Here is an 18,308-nt window from a genome sequence, read left to right as displayed (position 1 = left end):
GCGGTCGGCTTCCTAGCGTTGCCGGTATGACGACCGATTTCTTCTCCCCGGTGACCGCGGGCAAGCTCGACCTTCCGAACCGCCTGGTGATGGCCCCGATGACGCGCAGCCGCGCCCCGGAGGGCGGCCGGGTCACGGACCTGACCGTCGAGTACTACGTGCAGCGCGCGTCGGCCGGACTGATCGTCACCGAGGCGATCCAGCCGAGCCCGCGCGGGCAGGGCTACCTGTGGACGCCCGGACTGCACGATCCCGCGCAGGTGGCGGCGTGGCGGCGCGTGACGGACGCGGTGCACGACGCCGGCGGCCGCATCGTCGGCCAGCTCATGCACAGCGGACGCGTCGGGCATCCGTCGCTCCGTCCGGACGGCACGAACCCGCTGGGGCCGTCGCCGCTCGCGTCCGGCCAGTCGCTGTTCACCCCGGACGGGCCGCTGGAGCATCCCGTCCCGGACGAGATGACCGTCGAGGACATCGCGACCACCATCGCCGATTTCGTCCAGGCCGCCCGCAACGCGATCGAGGCCGGGTTCGACGGCGTCGAGCTGCACGGCGCGAACGGGTACCTCATCCACCAGTTCCTGGCGGACGGCAGCAACGTCCGCACCGACGCCTACGGGGGTTCGGCGGGCCACCGCGTCCGGTTCGTGCGCGAACTCGTCGAGGCGGTCGCCGGGGCGGTCGGCGCCGAGCGCGTCGGCCTGAAGATCTCTCCCGGGGTGACCGCCAACGGCATCACCGAGAGCGATACGGCCGGGCAGTACACGACGCTCGTCCGGGAGATCGCCCCGTACGGCCTGGCGTACCTGCACGTGGTGGAGTCGGGGAACCGCGAGCTGATCCGTACGCTGCGCGCGGCGTGGCCGGGCGCGTTCGTCCTCAACCCGCACCCGGAGGAGCCGACGCGAGCCGCGCGTCCCGACGAGGGCGCGCAGGCGCTGCGCGACGGCGTCGCCGACGCGGTGTCGTTCGGGACGCTCTGGCTCGCCAACCCGGACCTGCCCGCGCGGCTGCGCGCCGGAGGCCCCTACAACGAGGCCGACCCGGCCACGTTCTACGGCGGCGACCACCGCGGCTACACCGACTACCCGGTGCTCTAGGGCCCCGGACAGGCCACGGGCCCGGCCGCCGTGTGGCTGCCGGGCCCGTGTGGCGTCCGTCCGGTCAGTAACCGGGGCGGACGGCGCCGCTGAAGTTGCGCTTGTAGTAGCTGTTCAGCTTGACCTTCTTCACGCGCTTGCCGGAGCTGGGCGCGTGGATCATGTAGCCCTTGCCGACGTAGACGCCCATGTGCGACTTGCCGCCGTAGAAGAAGAGCAGGTCGCCCTTGACGGCGCCCTTCCAGGACACCTTGTGCTTGACCGAGCGGTAGATCTGCTGGGTCGTGCGCGGCAGCTTGACGCCCGCCTTGCGCCAGGACCCGCCCGCCAGGCCGGAGCAGTCCCAGCGGCCGGGGCCGGTGCCGCCGTAGCGGTACGGGTCGCCGATCTGCGCGTAGGCGTACTTCACGGCCTTGTTGGCGCGCTGCTTCTGCTTGGCCTTGCGTGCCTTGGAGACCTTCGCGGCGGCCGCGACGGCGGTGGGCGCCTGCGGGGCGGCGGCCTGCGCCGGGGGCGCGACCAGGACTCCGGCGCCGAGCGCGGCGGCCGTGGTCACGGTGGCGACGCGCAGGAACGGCTTACGGGCACGGGCGATCGAGGGGAAACCGGGGGTATGCAGGACGACTCCTGTTATCGCGGGCGATGCCTACCGGCGCAGCCCGGTTCCGGGCAGCGAGCTGCCCGGAGAGGTCGGGTTGCGGGAGACCTGCGCGCGGCGAGCCGTCCATGGCTGGGGACGGCGGGTGCGCGCGGGCCGGACCGGCTCCGTGCTTCGGGTCCGCACGGACGCGGCGTGACGGCGAGGCTCCGGCGGTCGTGAGGTCGTTGACGCCGGGTCGCGCGTCGGTCGGGCTGTTCTGTTGTGACCCGCAGCGGCACCGCCGCGGCTGCGTCGCCGGGCGGCAGGGGGTGCCGCATGGATCGCCAGGAACGTAGCCAGAGGCTGGGATATCTGGCAAATCGCGGGAACGGGCGGACGAGGGTCGCGCCGGGTCGCTGTGGCTTCCTGCCCCGTTCTGCCTGGGGTTATCGGCGTTCGCGAGGACAGTTTGTGATCTGCATCACAGCGGGAGTCGAAATGGTGGCAAACCGTCGGGCGGGGGGTGCGGAAGTGTTTTCCGGCGGCGTTGGGCCGGGGAGCGGGCCGTCACGGAGCGTGGTCGACGGTGCGGGGGTCCGCTCGGCGCGGCGCCGTCGGGCTGAGCCGAAGTGTTCACTGACCGGGGTGGACGCCCGTGGCCGGTCCGTGATGCGTCGTTTCTGATTACGTTGCGTAAAAGGATTCTGTTCGGTGTGAACGGTTCGCCACTTCTTCTGTGATGTGGACCACGGGCGGCTCGATCGTCCCGTCCCGTGTTCCGTGTCCCCTCTGTCGGAATTGACGGTGGGTGAGGTGAACCGGACCCATGATCAAAGCGTCTGAGGATGACCTTCCCGCGCCCCCGATGTGTCGTTCGCGCCACATTCCGGGGCGGGGAAAGTGTGGTTCGCTCGATGTTCGAGGGTGCCGGAGGGGTTGACAGCGGCCGCATCCGGACTTGTGATCCAAGTCACTGGCACGTCCGGAGTCCCGCCGAGGGAGGCCCGAAATGACCGCCCGGCCACGCACCGCGATCATCGCCGTCCTGCTCCTGCTCGCCACCGCACTCGTCGCGCCGCCCGCCGCCGCCCAGGCGCCCGCCGTCGCCCGGTTCCCCGCGAACTTCCTCTGGGGCGTCGCCACCAGCGGCTTCCAGTCCGAAGGGTCCCCACCGGACAGCAACTGGGCCCGGTACGCCCGGCGCGGCACCGGCGGCATCAAAGACCCCTACGGAACCTCCGTCGACTTCCGGCACCGCTATCCCGGCGACGTCGAACTGGCGCGCGGGCTCGGCGTCAACGTCTTCCGCACCTCGATCGAATGGGCGCGCGTCGAACCCCGGCGCGGGGTGCGGGACGCGCGCGAACTGGCCTACTACGACGACCTCGTCCGGCGCGTCCGCGCGGCCGGGATGCGGCCCATGCTGACGCTCGACCACTGGGTCTACCCCGGCTGGGTCGCCGACCAGGGCGCGTGGGACAACCCGCGCACGTCCGACGACTGGCTGCGCAACGCCCGGTTCCTCGTCGAGCGGTACAAGGGCCAGGGCGTGCTGTGGGTGACGTTCAACGAGGCGAGCCAGTACCTCTACCGCGAGCTGACGTACCGGCCGATGAACCTCGGGCAGTTCGCCACCATGCGCGAGGCGCTGCGCCGGACGCACCGCAGCGCCTACGACATGATCCACCGCGTCGATCCGGGCGCGATGGTGACGAGCAACGTCGCCTACGGCAGCGTCCTGAACGGGCTGTTCGACGCGGCGCTGTTCAACCAGATCACCGACAAGATCGACTTCATCGGCGTCGACTACTACTACGGGGCGAATCTGGAGAACCCGACCGCCGTCCACTCGCTGACGGGCGAGTTCTGGCGCATCGACCCCGAGCCGGAGGGGCTCTACTACGTCCTCAAGAACTACCAGCGGCGGCTGCCGCGCCTGCCGCTGTACATCGTCGAGAACGGCATGCCGACCGACGACGGCAAGCCGCGTGCGGACGGCTACACCCGCGCCGACCACCTGCGCGACCACCTCTACTGGGTGCAGCGCGCGATGGCCGAGGGCGTGAAGGTCATGGGCTACAACCACTGGAGCCTCACCGACAACTACGAGTGGGGCGGTTACCGGGCCCGCTTCGGCCTCTACACCGTCGACGTGCGGACCGACCCGTCGCTGCGGCGCCGCCCGACCGAGGGCGTGGCCGCGTACCGGTCGGTCATCGCGAATCGCGGCGTCGAGCGGGGGTACGTGCCGAAGCGCAGGCCGGGGTGGTGCTCGATCGAGGACCCGATCGCGACCTGCTTCGGGACGACGCCCACCCCGCCGGCCGCCTACCGAAAGGCGCCCTGATCTGTGCGGAACGAGCACGATGACCTGCCGGAAAACCGAAAAATGCGCACGTTTCGGGCAGGTCATGGTGCGCCGCGCGCGAAGGGCGACCCGGGTGCGGGCGAGGGCGGCCGATCCCCGTATTGTGACTTGTGGGTAACATCACCCGAACCACATTCGGTCCCTGACGTAAGGTGCTGCTTATGGACCTGAACGGAGTTTCCGCCGTCGTCTCCGGTGGTGCGAGCGGCCTCGGCGAGGCCACCGCCCGCGCCCTCGCCGCAGACGGCGCCAAGGTAGTCGTCGCCGACCTCAACGAGGACAAGGGCAAGGCCCTCGCCGACGAGATCGGCGGCGTGTTCGTCAAGACCGACGTCTCCGACGAGACGCAGGTGCAGGCCGCCGTCCAGGCCGCCGTCGACACCGGCGTGCCGCTGCGCGTCGTCGTCAACAGCGCCGGCATCGGCTGGGCGTCCCGCACCGTCGGCCGCGACGGCACCCCGCACGACCTGGCGACCTTCGAGAAGGTCGTGCAGATCAACCTGATCGGCACCTTCAACCTCCTGCGCATCGGCGCCGCGGCCATCGGCCAGACCGAGCCCGCCGACGCCGACGGCCTGCGCGGCGTCGTCATCAACACCGCGTCCGTCGCGGCCCTCGAAGGCCAGACCGGGCAGATCGCCTACTCCGCGTCCAAGGGCGGCATCGTCGGCATGACCCTGCCGGCCGCGCGCGACCTGGCCGCCATCGGCGTCCGCGTCAACACCGTCTGCCCCGGCATCATCGACACCCCCATCTACGGTGAGGGCGAGGCCGCCGAGGAGTTCAAGGCCAAGCTGGCCGCGCCGGTGCCGTTCCCCAAGCGCATGGGCAAGGCGTCCGAGTTCGCGCACCTGGTCAAGTCGCTCATCGAGAACGACTACATGAACGGCGAGACCGTCCGGTTCGACGGCGGCATCCGCTTCCAGCCGAAGTGAGGAACTGAATGTCCGACGCTGTTCTCACCGAGGAAGACGGCGCCGTCCTCGTCATCACGATCAACCGGCCCGAGGCCCGCAACGCCGTCAACGGCGCGGTGGCCCAGGGGATCGCGGCGGCGATGGACGAGCTGGACTCCCGCAAGGACCTGTCCATCGGCGTCCTCACCGGCGCCGGCGGCACGTTCTGCGCCGGCATGGACCTCAAGGGCTTCCTGACGGGCGACAACCCGATCATCGAGGGCCGCGGGTTCGCCGGGATCGTCGAGCGCCCGTCCGCCAAGCCGCTCATCGCGGCCGTCGAGGGCTACGCGCTCGCCGGTGGCTGCGAGGTCGCGCTGGCGTGCGACATGGTCGTGGCGTCGCGCGAGGCGCTGTTCGGGCTGCCCGAGCCCAAGCGCGGCCTCGTCGCCGCCGGGGGCGGGCTGCTGCGGCTGCCGCAGCGCATCCCGTACCACATCGCCATGGAAGTCGCGCTGACCGGCGAGAAGTACCCGGCCGAGCGGATGGCCGAGCTGGGCTTCGTCAACCGGCTCACCGACGCCGGCGGCGCGCTCGCCGCGGCGAAGGAACTGGCCCTCAAGGTCGCCGAGAACGCGCCGCTGGCGCTCGCGGCCACCAAGAAGATCATCGTGGAGTCGGCCGACTGGTCGTCCGACGAGGCGTGGGCGAAGCAGGGCGACATCGTCATGCCCGTCTTCGGCTCCGCCGACGCGATGGAGGGCCCCGCCGCCTTCGCGGAGAAGCGCAAGCCCGTCTGGAAGGGCGAGTAGGACCACCCCGTGGAACGCCCGGAGGCCGCGTGCCTCCGGGCGTTCCGCTGTCCTGGAAGCTCCCTCTTACCGTGCGGTAAGTCATCCCGTACTCTTTGGTGCCGTCGGGATCGGATCTTGGGAGACGACATATGAGAAGGAACGCGGTGCTGGCCGGGACGACGGCCCTCGCGCTCGGCGCCGGGGTGCTCGCCGCGCCCCCCGCCTCCGCGGCGAGCTGGCGCAACATCGCCAGCACGGCGCTGAACTACGACGGCAGCCTCGACCGGGTCGACTTCGCGGACAAGAACGCCGGTCTGGCGGTCGGGTCGAGCGGCGCCCTCTGGTCACCGAAGGCGCACCTCGTCCGCTGGAACGGCTCGGCGTGGGTCGCGCAGAACAGCCCGATCGGGTTCGTCCCGTCGGACGTGGCCGTCGCGAGCGCCGGCCGTGCGTGGGTCGTCGGGTACAGCCTCACCGGGCCCGCCGCGATCTACTGGAACGGCACCAAGTGGGCCTCGGTGAGCTACCCGATGGTCGGGCTGCCGACGCAGGTCGCCGCCGCGCCCGACGGCACCGCCTACTCCGTCTCCGGCGTCGACGTCGGCTCGGGCGGGCCCGCGTCGGTGCTGCGCTGGAGCGGCACGGCCTGGGTGGACGCCAAGCCGACGCTGCCCGCGTCCACGTCGATCGTCGCGGTGGACGTGCGCGCCAAGAACGACGTGTGGATCGCGGGCACGACCACGAACGGCAGCACCGTCACCGGCATCGTGCTGCACTTCAACGGCACGGCGTGGAAGCAGATCCCGGTGCCGGGCGCGATGGGCGTCCCGGCGACCCGCGCCGTGCTCACCCGCATCGTCGCCGTCTCGCCCACGAACGTGTACGTGCTCCGCGCCCGGCAGAACGCGCAGACGACCAACGCGCTGCTCCGCTACGACGGCAAGGCGTGGAAGACCGTCAACACCCCCGGCACGGCCATCCCGATCGGCCTGGCGTCCGACGGCAAGGGCGGCGCGATCGTGACGCCCGCCGCGTCCGCGGGCAAGTCGACGTACCACCACTACAACGGCAGCACCTGGACGACCGTCTCCGGCCCGGCCCGCACCGGCACGGTAACGATCGCGGACGCCGACCCCCGCCCCGGCACCACCGGCATCGCCAGCGTCGGCACCACCTCCACGGGCCAAAAACGCGTCCCCTTCATCGAATACAACAGCTAACCCTCCCCGAAGCCCCCGTCCCCCAGAACGGGGGCTTCACCATTCCCCCCCACCCCACCCGCACCCGCCGCTCGGTCCGCCACCCGCGCCCGGTACTCGGTCCGCCGCCCGCCGCCCGCCGCTCGCCGCCCCGGCGTCCGTAGACCGTCGCTCCGCGTCCGCCGCCCTAATCCGCCGCCCTAATCCGCCGCCCTAATCCGCCGCCTGCCGCCCGGCTTCAGCGCCCAGCTCCAGCGCCCAGCTCCGGTGCCCGCGTCCCGTGCCCGCGTCCGGCGTCTGTCGCCCGGTGTCCGACGCGCGCATTCGCCGCCCGCCGCGCGGCGGCCGCATTCACTGCCCGCCGCCCGGTGCACGACGGGTGTACTCGCCTCTCGTCGCTTGGCGCCCGTGTTTGCCCGCTCGTTGCGCGTTGCTCGGTCTCGTTGCGCGTTGCTCGGTGCCGGGCGGGTGGTTGTGCGGCCGAGTTATGGGGGCGTTCGTCGCGCCCGCTGTCGCGCGGTGGCCTTTCCCGTCGGCGGGGGAGTCGCGCCACGTTGTCTTTCGCCTCCTGGGCGCTGACGCGTCTGGTTGACGGTGACCGCCCCGGCAGGCGATGCCCGCGTGCGGGACGCCGTGCTTGTGGCCCGTTCACGGGCCGCCCGAGGTGTTCCTTCGTGACGGTCGGCCGATGCCCCGGGGTCGTCGGTGTCCGCGTCGCGGCGTTCCTTGGTGCTCAGCCGCGTCGCGGTGGGTCAGTCGAGGGGGAGGAGGACGCGGAAGGTGGCGCCCTCGCCCGGGGTCGAGTCGACTTCTACGCGGCCGTGGTGGGCGGCCACCAGGGCCGCGACGATGGACAGGCCGAGGCCGGTGCCGGTGTCGCCGTTCTCGGGGCTGCGGGACGGGTCGGCGCGGTAGAAGCGCTCGAAGACGCGGTCGCGCTGGTCGGGATGGAGGCCGGGGCCCTCGTCGGTGACCTCGCAGACCGCTGCGGGAACGCCGTTCAGGGAGCCGGGCCGGAGCCGCACCTCGATTCCCGTGTCGTCGGGCGTGTGGGTGATCGCGTTGGCCAGCAGGTTGCCGAGGACCTGGCGGAGGCGCGGTTCGTCACCGAGGACGCCGTAGGCCGTGCTGCCGTCCACCGACAGGTCGATCGAACGGTCCGGCGCGACGACGCGGGCCTCGCGGACCGAGTCGGCCGCGACCGCCAGCAGGTCGACCGGGCGCAGCTCGATCGGCCGCTGCCGATCGAGCCGGGCCAGCAGCAGCAGGTCCTCGACGAGCAGGCCCATCCGCGCGGCCGTCTCCTCGATGCGGCCCAGCAGCCGGGCGACCTCCTCCGGAGAGGACGCCGCGCCCTGCCGGTACAGCTCGGCGAAGCCGCGGATCGCGGTCAGCGGGGTGCGCAGCTCATGGCCCGCGTCGGCGACGAACCGGCGCATCCGCTCCTCCGACCGGCGCGCCGACGCCTCCGACACCGCGCGCGCCTCGAACGCCGCCTCGATCTGGCTCAGCATGCCGTTCAGGGCGTAGCCGAGCCTGCCCACCTCCGTGCGCGGATCGGTGTCGGGGACGCGGCGCGACAGGTCGCCCGCCGCGATGGCGCCCGCCGTCCCCTCGATCTCGCGGAGCGGACGCAGGCTCGCGCCCACCACCCACACGCCGAGGACGGTGATCGCCACGACCACGAGCAGCCCGACGATGACGTCGATGCCGATCAGCCGCCCGACCGTTCGCTCCACCTCCTCCAGGCTCATCGCGAGGACCAGGACGCTGCCGTCCGGCAGGGGCTCGGCCAGCGCCCGCCACGGGTTTCCGGCCGTGCCCGACACGGTGAAGGGCTCGGCCGCGCGGCGGACCTCGGCGTCGCTCAGCACCGGGCGGCCCGGCGTGTTGAACGGCGGCGGATCGCCGGTGCGGAGCCGCCCGCCGGGGCTGTGCACCTGCACGTACATCTCGCTCGGCAGGTTCACGTAGACGCGGTCGTCCTGCGTGCCGAGCTGCGGGACGACCTGCTTGGCCGCGCGCGGCACCGTGTCGTGCAGGGTGGCGTCGGCACGGCCCACGAGGTAGGTGCGCAGGACTCCCGCGCCCGCCGACCCCATGAGCGTGAGCCCGAGCGTCACCAGGACGAGGACGCCGGCGATCAGCCGCACCCGCAGCGAGGTGCGCCCGGCGAGGCCGCGCAGGCTCATCCGGCCGGGGGCTCGCGCAGGACGTAACCGACGCCGCGCAGGGTGTGGATGAGCCGCGGCTCGACGTTGTCGACCTTGCGCCGCAACGCCGAGACGTAGGACTCGACGATGCCGGCGTCGCCCTGGAAGTCGTAGTTCCAGACGTGATCGAGGATCTGCGCCTTGGACAGGACGCGTCCGGCGTTGGCCATGAAGTACCGCAGCAGCTTGAACTCGGTGGGGGAGAGCTGGATGACCGAACCGCCGCGCCAGACCTCGTGCGAGTCTTCGTCGAGTTCGATGTCGGCGAAGACCATGCGGGGCGTGGGCTCGGTGGAGCCGCCGCGGAAGCGCCGCAGCACGGCGCGGATGCGGGCGATGACCTCTTCGAGGCTGAACGGCTTGGTGACGTAGTCGTCGCCGCCGATCGTGAGGCCCTTGATGCGGTCCTGGACGGCGTCGCGGGCGGTGAGGAACAGGACCGGCGTGTGGTCGCCGCCGGAGCGGAGCCGCCGCGCGACGTCGAAGCCGTCGATGTCGGGCAGCATGACGTCGAGGACGATGAGGTCGGGCCGGTGCCGGCGGGCCGCCTGGACGGCGTCGGCGCCGTTGGTGGCGGTGAGCACGTCGAAGCCGGTGAAGCGCAGGCTGCCCGCGAGCAGCTCGCGGATGTTGGGCTCGTCCTCGACGACGAGGAGCCGCGCCTCCGCAGCACGCCCGTCGCCCATGCCCGCGCCCGTCGTATCGGCCACGCCTTCCCCCTCACCCCGTTCGCGCCGAGGCTGCCACCTCTGCCTGAAAGAAAGCTGAACATCTCCTGCAACATGCCCGGACCCCTCCCCGCCGACGCCTGCCCCGGACACTCCCGCGTCCGGCACCCCCGATCCTGCTCCTCCGAGCACCCTTGCGAAATCCGGAACCCGGGCCTGTGGATAACTTTTTTCACCTGGCTCGGAGGCAGCACGAAGAAGGGGTTCGCAACCCGTCTGGGGACCCCCTTGATTTCATTCTTTCGCGTTGGGGGCTTGCAGGGAGGCTTCGGCCTTGGCCTGTGGATAACGGTTGCGGGGTCCTGGGCGTGGGGCTCTCGGGGAAGGTTGTGCGGGCGTTCAGGTTTCTTTCAGGTGGGTGGGGTGGGGTGGTGGACACAGGGCGCCTCCCGGGCCGTGAGGTCGCGGGAGGGGCGTCCTGTCCAACGTCCCCGTGGCCTGGGAGGAGCACGCCGCATGAATCTCGGGCCACGGTTCGCCTTCCGGACGAGCCCGGTCGCCGGCACCGGGTGCGCCGGGGCGGCGTCGGCGTCGGCTTCGCCATCCCGGCGGACGACGCCGCACGCATGTTCGGGCGACCAGAGACGTCATCGGTGGTACCGCGCGGTCACGGCTCCGGGGGGAGCGGGCGGACGAGCGGACCACCACCGGTGATGAGGGCGTGCGGAGCCGGGCCGGGCTCCGCACGACCCGGCATGGGAAGCACGGTCGCGTGCCCCGTCCCCACGGGGCGCGCGGCCGTGTCCCCTGTGTCCGGTTCGCTCAGCGAGGGGCGGGGAGCCGGGCCAGCATGCGGCGGGTGGAGGCCAGGTAGCGGTCGCGCGGGGACGTCCGGACGTGCAGCGGCAGCCGGGGATACGTCGCGGCGAGGGCCGACGTCAGCAGACGGAACCGGCGCTGCCGGGCGGGCGTCCAGGACCAGCCGTACTGCGCGCGGATGGGTGCGGGCATGAGGCCGGTCGTCAGCAGCCGGACCGCGGCGAGGGCCGGGCGGGGAGCGCTGCCGGGCGCCGTCGGGTAGAGGACCTGGCGGGCCACCGCGTGGGACGCGGGCGACAGCCGCAGCGTGCGGAGCATCCCGGCGTAGTACGCGCGGAAGTCCAAGTACGTGGCCGGTAGGCGGGATTCGGGGCAGCCGAGGATCGTCGCGTAGACCTTCGACTGGGCGTAGAACGCCTCCAGCTCCGGCCGCGCGAAGGCGTGCCGGAAGACGAGCTGGTGGAACTGGACGGCGACGGCGAAAAGGGTCGCCGCGACCCAGACCTGGAGTTCGGGGTCGTCGGCGCGGTAGCCGGGTCCGGTGACGGAGTCGTGGCCCCGGCGGACGAGGGCGCTGAGGCGCTCGGCCTCGTCGCGGGTGCCGAACTGGACCGTGTAGAGCCAGCCCATCGTGTTGCGCAGGCGGCGGGCGGGGTCGTCGGCGGTGTAGCTGTGGTCGTGGACGCCCTGGGCGATCTGCGGGTGGGCCGTCTGGAGGAGGGACGCGGCGCCGCCGGCGGCGATCAGCAGGCCCTCGCGGCCCACGGTGCGGATGAGGTCGTCGTCGTGGAAGAGGCCGGTCATGGGTCACGATTGTAAGTAAGTACTTGCAGTCGTGCCAGCGGAAAACCGGACGACATGCTCCGCTCCCGGTGGGGATAATCAGAGCATGTCCGACCAGATCCACGTCCGCGGCTCCGTCTCGATCCCCGAGGCCGAGCTGAGCTGGCGTTTCTCGCGCTCGTCGGGTCCGGGCGGGCAGCACGTCAACACCAGCGCCACCGCCGCCGAACTCTCCTTCGACGTCGCGAACTCGCCGTCCCTGCCCGACCCGCTGCGCGAACGCGCCCTGCGACGGCTGGAGAACCGGCTCGTCCGGGGCGTCCTGACGATCCGCGCCGAGGAGTTCCGCTCGCAGCAGCGCAACCGGGACGCCGCCCGCGAACGCCTCGCCCGCGTCCTCGGCGACGCGCTCGCGCCGCCGCCCAAGAAGCGCATCCCGAAGAAGATCCCGCGCGGCCTCAACGAACGCCGCCTGGCCGACAAGAAGCGCCGCTCGGACGTCAAGCGGCAGCGTTCGTCCCGCTGGGACTGACCCGTCAGGCGCGGGCGGCGCGGATGGCGCGCATCGCGTCGCGGCGGGCGTCGCCGGAGAGCGTGTCGATGTAGACGCCGCCGTCGAGATGGCCGCACTCGTGTTGCAGGCAGCGGGCGAAGTAGCCGGTGCCCTCGACGCGCACGGTCTTGCCGCGGCGGTCGACGCCGGACACGACGGCGTGCGCGAAACGCGGCGTCGGGAAGCGGAGCCGGGGCACCGACAGGCAGCCCTCGGGCTCGGTGAGCAGGTCGCCGTCGGCCAGCTCCAGCGTCGGGTTCACGACGTGCCCGACGTGGCGGCGTCCCCGGTCGTCGGCGCAGTCGTAGACGAAGACGCGCAGCGCCGTGCCGATCTGGTTGGCGGCCAGGCCCGCGCCCTCCGCCGCGTACATCGAGGCGAACATGTCGTCGATGAGCCGGTCGAGCGCGGCGTCGAACGTCCGGACGGGGTCGCACGCCGTGCGCAGTCCCGGATCGCCCAGGAATCGGATGGGACGCACCGTCCCGCGTGCCTTCGCCATGGCACCGATCCTAGGCACGCCGCGCGGGGGCCCGGTACGGGCGCCGGACCCCCGCGAGACGCGTCAGTTGTCGGACGGCCGGTGCGGCGGGACGTCGTCGGCGTCGGGCCGGGCGGGCGCCTTGGCCTGCTGCTGGACGGGCGCGTCGGTGACGGTCCCCTCGATGACGGACGGCCCGGCGGGCGCGGTGACCGGACGCGGCGTCGGCGCGGCGGCCACGGCGGGCTTGGACGCCAACGGCGCCGAGGGCGCCGACGGCGCCGGCGACGCGGGCGGAGCCGACGGAGCCGAGGGCGCTGCGGGCGCGGACGGCTGCGGCTTGCGCGCGGCCGCCGGGACGGGCTGCTTGACCGCGTCGTCCACCATCTTCTCCAGCGGCCCCGCCTCGTTCTCGACGGTCAGCAGCCGGTGCAGCGTCTCGCTGATCTCGGTGAGCCGCTGGAGCGCCTGCGTGTGGTTGCGGGTGAGCTGCGTGAGCCGCTGCGTCGCGCCCTCGTTGATGACGCCCGCGCGGCGCTCGGCGGACGTCAGCGTGCGCTCGGCCTCGAGCCGGGCGGTGGTGACGGTCTGCTCGGCGTCCTGCTTGGCGGACGACAGCACGCTCTCGGACTCCGAGCGGGCCGCCTCCAGGATGTGCTCGGACTTCTCCTTGGCCTGGGCGACGTCGCGCTCGGCGTGGTCGCGCGCCTCGGCGACGATCCGCTGCGACTCGGACTCGGCGTCCTTGCGGATCTGCTCGCCGCGGGACTGGGCCTGGGAGACCTTGTCGCGGGCCTCGTCCTCGGCCAGGTTGATGATCTGCTTGAGCCGGTCGGACAGGTCGTCGCCGGTGGGCTTGCGGGCCTCGCGGACCTCCGCCATCTCCCGGCGGATGTGCTCGACCTCGCTGAGGGCCCGCGCGAGCCGCGCCTCCTGCTCGCGCAGCTTGCTCTGGCACCGGGCGATGTACTCGTCGACATGGCGGCGGTTGTAGCCGCGCATGACGATCTCGAAGTTCTCCTCCATCTGGAGGTTCGGCAGGATCTCGGCTTCGTTGCTCATGATGCCTCGGGGTCGTGTGGCGGGGATGACGATCACCCCGTCAGGGTCGGTGTGCGGGCCTCGCCGCCCCGTTTCGCCACGGGAGGGAACGGCACCTTCGACTCTTGTCCGGTCCGACCCATTCGCGCAACCGGATCGCCGTTCTTGCTGCCGTTACTTCATCGAGGGCGGGTCCACAAACTATCGAATCTCCGCCGAATCCGCGTGTGCGACCCGCGTCGCGGAGTGTCCGCGCACGGGGATCTACCATCGGCGCCATGAGCTATGTGGGGTCACTTGAAGCGGACGTGCCGGACATCCACCCGGAGGCGTGGATCGCGCCGGGCGCCGTCGTCGTCGGGAACGTCCGGCTCGGCCGGTTGACGAACGTCTGGTACGGATCGGTGCTGCGCGGCGACGACGCCGAGATCGTCGTCGGCGACGAGGTCAACGTCCAGGACCTGTGCTGCCTGCACGCCGACCCGGGCGTCCCGGCCGTCGTGGAGGACCGCGTCAGCCTCGGCCACAAGGCGATGGTGCACGGCGCGCACGTCGAGGAGGGCGCGCTGATCGGCATCGGCGCGATCGTGCTGAACGGCGCCCGCATCGGCGCCGGGACGCTCGTCGCCGCGGGCGCGCTGGTCACGCCGGGCAAGCGATTCCCGTCCGGCGTGCTGGTCGCGGGCGCCCCGGCCAAGGTCGTCCGCGAACTCAACGACAACGACCGCGCGGTGCTGGAGTTCACGCCGAAGGTCTACGTCGAGAAGGCCCGCAAGCACGCCAGCGCCGACTGGCAGCAGCGGGGCTGACCGAGACGGACCGGCGCGTCGTCTGACTAAGCTAGCGACCGTGGTGTGGGGACAGGGCTATGGCAGTGCTCAGCCGCCAGGCCCCCCTGCGGGGCACGATCCGTTCACGGCGGCCGAGCGGGACACGCGGGCGATGGTGGGCGCGCAGTGGTGGCCGGGTGCGGCGCCGCAGCAGCGCCAGCACGCCATCGCGGGGCGTGTCCTCGCGCTGCCCGACGGCTCGTGGTGGCTGTTCGGGGCGTGGGCGCGGTGGTACCGGCTGCATCCGTCCGACGGCCAGTGGTACCTGTGCCCGCCGCCGAGTTCGCCCGCCGTGCGGTCCAGCGCCCGGCCCGGCCAGGGCCTCGGCCAGACGCCGCAGCTCCCCGCGCACGTCGTCCCCGCCGGGCCCGACTTCTCCTACGAGGCGCCGCCGCTCAAGCCGTTCATCGGCACGGGCTTCTCGTCCGACCTGGCGATGCGGGTGCGGGCGACGCTCGAACTGGCCGCGGCGCTGCCCGCCGAGGAGTACCCGCACTGGAACGCCGAGTTCGCGCAGCACGTGCCGTCCACGGTCGTCGTCGCCTGGGGCGTGCTGCTGTGGTGCGCGGGCGCGCCCGCGTTCGACGCCCGCCTCGACGCCCAGATGCTCGACCTGTGGTCGCCGTACCGGGCGCGTCCGCTTCCGGCCGTGGACGGCCCGCGCTGGCTCACCCCGCCGCCGCTGGAGTCGCTCGTCGCGCTGTACGCCGAGCGGCTGCGGGCGGGCCGGGTGGACGCGGCCGTCGTCGTGCTGCGGACGATGTGGGCCGCCGCGTCCGCGTTGCGGGAGGACGCCCGCTTCCAGGTCCGCGCCGACGCGCTGCTGGAGATCCTCGGCTCGACGATCGGCAACCCGACGGTCGACTACGGCGCGCTGCCCTACGGTGATCCGGCGATCGTGCAGCAGTGGCTGACGCGCTGCCCGCCGCACCTGGTGCCGTCGCTGCGCAACGAGAGCTCCCCGGGCGACAACTTCCGGCACGCGTTCTACTCGCTGGCCGAGACGCTGGTGCCGCTCGCGGGCGACCCGGACGACGCGGCGTTCATTGAGCCCCGGCTCGTCGCGGCGGCGCTGCTCGCGGCCGACCTCTCGGTCGTGCGCGACGAGATGGCCTCCGGCATCGTGCCCTGGCTCGACCCCGAGGTCCGGTACACGGTGCAGGCGGCGCTGCACCAGACAGGGCATCCGCTGCGCCGTCTCTGGCCGGACGAGCTGAGCCTGGCCGAGCCGCTGCGCGGCGCCGTCCGCCGGGCGGGCCGGGACGCCGAGGAGACGCTGCTGGCGGCCGTCTACGAACTCGACCTGGCCTGGTGCCGGCTGGTCGGGATGCCCGCCCGGCCGCGCGGCTTCCCGGTGCCGACGGCGATCATCGCGAACATCATCGGCCGCGACCGGGCCCGCGCCGCGTCGCGCACCTCCACGGGCACGCCCGCCGCGTCGCCGCAGCCGCCGCCGCACAGCGCCCGCTCGCAGCCCGGGTTCGCGCCGGGCACGCCGCAGGCGCCGGGGGCGCGGCCCGGGCAGGAGCGGCCGTTCGTGCAGCCTCCCGCGGAGAGCCCGCAGGACGAGCCCGCCCGCCCGTCCGCCGCACCGCAGGGATGGGGCGCGAGCGCGCCGGACGCGGCGCCGCCCGAGGCGCCGGTGGACATCGCGCCGCCGTACACGGCGCTCGGCTTCGGCTCCGCGCAGCCGCCCCAGCCCGCGCAGCCCCAGCCCCAGCAGGCGCAGCCGCAGAACGCGCAGCCGCCCGTCGCTTCGCCGCAGCCGCCCGCCGAGCCCGTCGTCGCCCCGGCGCCGCGCACCTCGCTGGACGAGGCCGCCGTCTTCGAGGGCACCCGGGTCGACCCCGGCCGGCGGGCCGCGACGCCGCCGGCCCCCGCGACCCGCGTCGGCACCCCCGAGCCCGAGGCGCCCAAGCCTCCGCCGCCGCCCGGTACGCGCGTCATGTCCGAGACGATGATCGGCGACTTCGGCTTCCTGGAGGACACCCCGGCCCCCGCCCGTCCCGTCGAGGAGATCCCGCCCCCGCAGGACCGCAGCGACCGCCGCGTGCTGGAGCGCTTCGGCATCGGCTTCGTGTCCGGCCCGCTGGACGCGGGCGGCCTGCTCGACGACGTCCGCGAGCAGATCACGCTGTGGAACGCGCTGGACGCCGCCGAGGAGACCCGCGTCGACGGCCGTCCCGGCGTCCGCAACGGCGTGCCGAGCGTGCTGCTCGTCGGGTCGCCGCACACGGGCCAGCGGCGGCTGGCGCGGCTGATCGCGCTGACCATGGCCGACGCGGGCCACGGCGACGGCGCGCTGCGGGCGCACGAACCCGGCGACGTCCGGGGCGCGCCGCCCGACCGCGTCGCGGCCCTGCTCACCAGCGACGGCCCGGCGATCCTCTTCGAGGACCTGGACGAGGTCGTCACCGCCGCGCCCGACCCGGCGGCCGTCGCGGCGGAGATCCGCCGCGCGCGGCGCAGCCCGGCGACGTCCACGCCGCTCGTCGCCACCTGCGACCCGTCGGCGTTCCAGCGGCTGCGCGACGAGCACCCCCGGCTGGCCGACGCGTTCCAGGTCTACCGGCTGCCCGACTTCTCCGGCGTGGAGAACCGCATGGTGCTGCTGCACCTGCTGGCCGACGAGCGTCGCGTCACCGTCGGCTCGGACGCGCTGGAGACCGCGAGCACCGACCTGGACCGGCTGCGCGGCCCCGGCGACCTGGTCGGCGCGCGGCTCGTGGAGTCCTATCTCGACCAGGCGTGCCGCAGGCACCTGGAGCGCGCGGGCGCCTCGCGCGACCGGCTGGTGCTCGGCGCCGCCGACCTCGCGGGCGTCGCGGAGAGCATCGAGCCCGCGCTGCGCCCGCCCGGCGACATCGACGGGCATCTCGCCCAGCTCGACACGCTGACCGGCCTGGACGAGGTGAAGGCGACGGTCCGGCGGCTGGCCGCGACGGCGCAGGAGACCGCCGACCGGCTGCGGCACGGCGTCGGCGGCAAGGACCCGCTGCACCTGATCTTCACGGGCCCGGCCGGGTCGGGCAAGACGACGGTCGCGGGCCTGCTCGGCGGCGTGTACGCGGCGCTCGGCCTGCTCGACTCGGGGCACGTGGTGGAGTGCCGCCCGATGCACCTGGCCGGGCGCGACCGCATCGACACGCAGGGACGCGTCGCGGCGATGGTCGAGCAGGCGCTCGGCGGCGTGCTGGTCATCCAGGACGCCGAGCGGCTCGACCGCGTCCCGGCCGTCGTGGACGAGTTGCGGGCCGCGATGGCCGCGCGCGGCGCCCGGCTCATGGTGGTCTGTGCGGGCCCGCGCCGGGAGATGGAGGGGTTCCTGGCCGGGAACCCGGTGTTCCGGGGCGAGTTCGGGGAGATCGTGGAGTTCGAGGGGATGGGCGACCGGGAGCTGGTCCGCCTCTTCCAGAGCTACGCCGACCGCGACCTGTACGTGCTGGACGAGGAGCTGCGCGTCGAGCTGCTGACCCGGTTCGAGCGGCTGCGCGACGACCCGTCGTTCGGGTTCGCCCGCACGGTCCGCGCCCTGTTCGAGCAGACGGTGGCGCGGCAGGCGGCGCGGCTCGCGCGCGCCGACGTCAACGCCGCGACGGTCGCCCGGCTGACCGCCGAGGACCTGCCCTGACCTGCGAAGGTGCCGGATGACTGGTTCGTGGGGATCATGGCGGTGGGTGGTTCCCGAATGGCCCTCTTGGGTCATGTGCCCGGCGCGGGATGACGCGTAGCCTGACACAGGGCAGTGGGTGCAGTTCAATCCCGCGACGCGGGATGGACCTGGAGGTGGACGCATGCGCGGGCAGAATCTCGATCTGCGCGTCCAGGACAGTGTCGCACTGGACGAGATCGAACTCTTCGCGGGTTTGCTCAGCGCCGTGGCGACGGCGGAGGAGCCGCTGACCCTCGCCGAGATCGACTCGGCCCTGGGAGTGGACTCCGATGGCGGTCGCCGTGAGCTGACGCGGCAGGACTGAGAACGT

Annotated in this window: 15 protein-coding genes; 9 read left to right on the top strand and 6 right to left on the bottom strand. The window is 73.0% G+C overall.

Annotated elements, in window-relative coordinates; all coding sequences use genetic code 11:
- The first annotated feature begins 26 nt into the window (after positions 1-26).
- On the top strand, positions 27-1,100 hold the full coding sequence (locus C229_RS0103675; protein ID WP_018653725.1) for an alkene reductase: 1,074 nt from the start codon (positions 27-29) through the stop codon (positions 1,098-1,100).
- Between the two features lie 64 nt (positions 1,101-1,164).
- Here C229_RS0103675 and C229_RS0103670 read toward each other — a convergent pair whose 3' ends face one another.
- Positions 1,165-1,656, bottom strand: coding sequence for a C40 family peptidase (locus C229_RS0103670; protein ID WP_018653724.1), 492 nt, complete (start codon positions 1,654-1,656; stop codon positions 1,165-1,167).
- 1,033 nt (positions 1,657-2,689) lie between these two features.
- Here C229_RS0103670 and C229_RS0103665 point away from each other — a divergent pair.
- From C229_RS0103665 to C229_RS0103650, 4 genes are all read left to right on the top strand, one after another.
- Positions 2,690-4,027: a glycoside hydrolase family 1 protein gene (locus C229_RS0103665; protein ID WP_018653723.1), complete on the top strand. Its 1,338-nt coding sequence runs from the start codon at positions 2,690-2,692 to the stop codon at positions 4,025-4,027.
- Between the two features lie 182 nt (positions 4,028-4,209).
- A complete protein-coding gene (locus C229_RS0103660) occupies positions 4,210-4,983 on the top strand; it encodes an SDR family oxidoreductase (protein ID WP_018653722.1) in 774 nt (257 codons plus the stop codon).
- Positions 4,984-4,991: 8 nt separating this feature from the next.
- Positions 4,992-5,756 carry a crotonase/enoyl-CoA hydratase family protein gene (locus tag C229_RS0103655; RefSeq protein ID WP_018653721.1) on the top strand — a complete coding sequence of 255 codons (765 nt, stop codon included), beginning with the start codon at positions 4,992-4,994 and terminating at the stop codon, positions 5,754-5,756.
- 131 nt (positions 5,757-5,887) lie between these two features.
- Positions 5,888-6,958 carry a hypothetical protein gene (locus C229_RS0103650; RefSeq protein WP_033423910.1) on the top strand — a complete coding sequence of 357 codons (1,071 nt, stop codon included), beginning with the start codon at positions 5,888-5,890 and terminating at the stop codon, positions 6,956-6,958.
- A 731-nt stretch (positions 6,959-7,689) separates the two neighbouring features.
- Here the strand turns inward: C229_RS0103650 and C229_RS0103645 are convergent.
- The 3 genes from C229_RS0103645 to C229_RS0103635 all read right to left on the bottom strand — a co-directional run bounded on the left by C229_RS0103645 (position 7,690) and on the right by C229_RS0103635 (position 11,441).
- Positions 7,690-9,129, bottom strand: a complete 1,440-nt coding sequence (locus C229_RS0103645; protein WP_018653719.1) for a sensor histidine kinase — start codon at positions 9,127-9,129, stop codon at positions 7,690-7,692.
- The gene (locus tag C229_RS0103640) at positions 9,126-9,836 is read right to left on the bottom strand and encodes a response regulator transcription factor (protein ID WP_018653718.1); all 711 of its coding nucleotides are present in this window, start codon (positions 9,834-9,836) and stop codon (positions 9,126-9,128) included. The genes C229_RS0103645 and C229_RS0103640 overlap by 4 nt, the downstream gene beginning before the upstream one ends.
- 804 nt (positions 9,837-10,640) lie before the next feature.
- Entirely contained in the window at positions 10,641-11,441 is an 801-nt protein-coding gene (locus C229_RS0103635; protein ID WP_018653717.1) for an oxygenase MpaB family protein, read from the bottom strand.
- 85 nt (positions 11,442-11,526) lie between these two features.
- Between C229_RS0103635 and arfB the strand changes: the two genes are divergently transcribed.
- The gene (gene arfB / locus C229_RS0103630) at positions 11,527-11,952 is read left to right on the top strand and encodes an alternative ribosome rescue aminoacyl-tRNA hydrolase ArfB (protein ID WP_018653716.1); all 426 of its coding nucleotides are present in this window, start codon (positions 11,527-11,529) and stop codon (positions 11,950-11,952) included.
- Positions 11,953-11,956: 4 nt separating this feature from the next.
- Here arfB and def read toward each other — a convergent pair whose 3' ends face one another.
- Both def and C229_RS0103620 read right to left on the bottom strand, forming a co-directional pair.
- Positions 11,957-12,475, bottom strand: coding sequence for a peptide deformylase (gene def / locus C229_RS0103625; protein WP_018653715.1), 519 nt, complete (start codon positions 12,473-12,475; stop codon positions 11,957-11,959).
- A gap of 63 nt (positions 12,476-12,538) precedes the next feature.
- Positions 12,539-13,516 (bottom strand): DivIVA domain-containing protein, encoded by a 978-nt coding sequence (locus C229_RS0103620; RefSeq protein WP_020608187.1) that lies wholly within the window; start codon positions 13,514-13,516, stop codon positions 12,539-12,541.
- A 257-nt stretch (positions 13,517-13,773) separates the two neighbouring features.
- On the opposite strand from C229_RS0103620, the gene C229_RS0103615 reads away from it, so the two are divergent.
- The 3 genes from C229_RS0103615 to C229_RS0103605 all read left to right on the top strand — a co-directional run bounded on the left by C229_RS0103615 (position 13,774) and on the right by C229_RS0103605 (position 18,302).
- Positions 13,774-14,304, top strand: coding sequence for a gamma carbonic anhydrase family protein (locus C229_RS0103615; protein WP_033423909.1), 531 nt, complete (start codon positions 13,774-13,776; stop codon positions 14,302-14,304).
- A gap of 133 nt (positions 14,305-14,437) precedes the next feature.
- The gene (locus C229_RS29270; RefSeq protein ID WP_033423908.1) at positions 14,438-17,956 is read left to right on the top strand and encodes a hypothetical protein; all 3,519 of its coding nucleotides are present in this window, start codon (positions 14,438-14,440) and stop codon (positions 17,954-17,956) included.
- A gap of 163 nt (positions 17,957-18,119) precedes the next feature.
- Positions 18,120-18,302, top strand: coding sequence for a hypothetical protein (locus C229_RS0103605; protein ID WP_018653713.1), 183 nt, complete (start codon positions 18,120-18,122; stop codon positions 18,300-18,302).
- Positions 18,303-18,308: the final 6 nt, after the last annotated feature.

It is taken from the genome of Actinomadura flavalba DSM 45200, assembly GCF_000374305.1.
GTDB lineage: Bacteria > Actinomycetota > Actinomycetes > Streptosporangiales > Streptosporangiaceae > Spirillospora > Spirillospora flavalba.
This window is presented reverse-complemented; position numbering and strand designations above follow the sequence as displayed.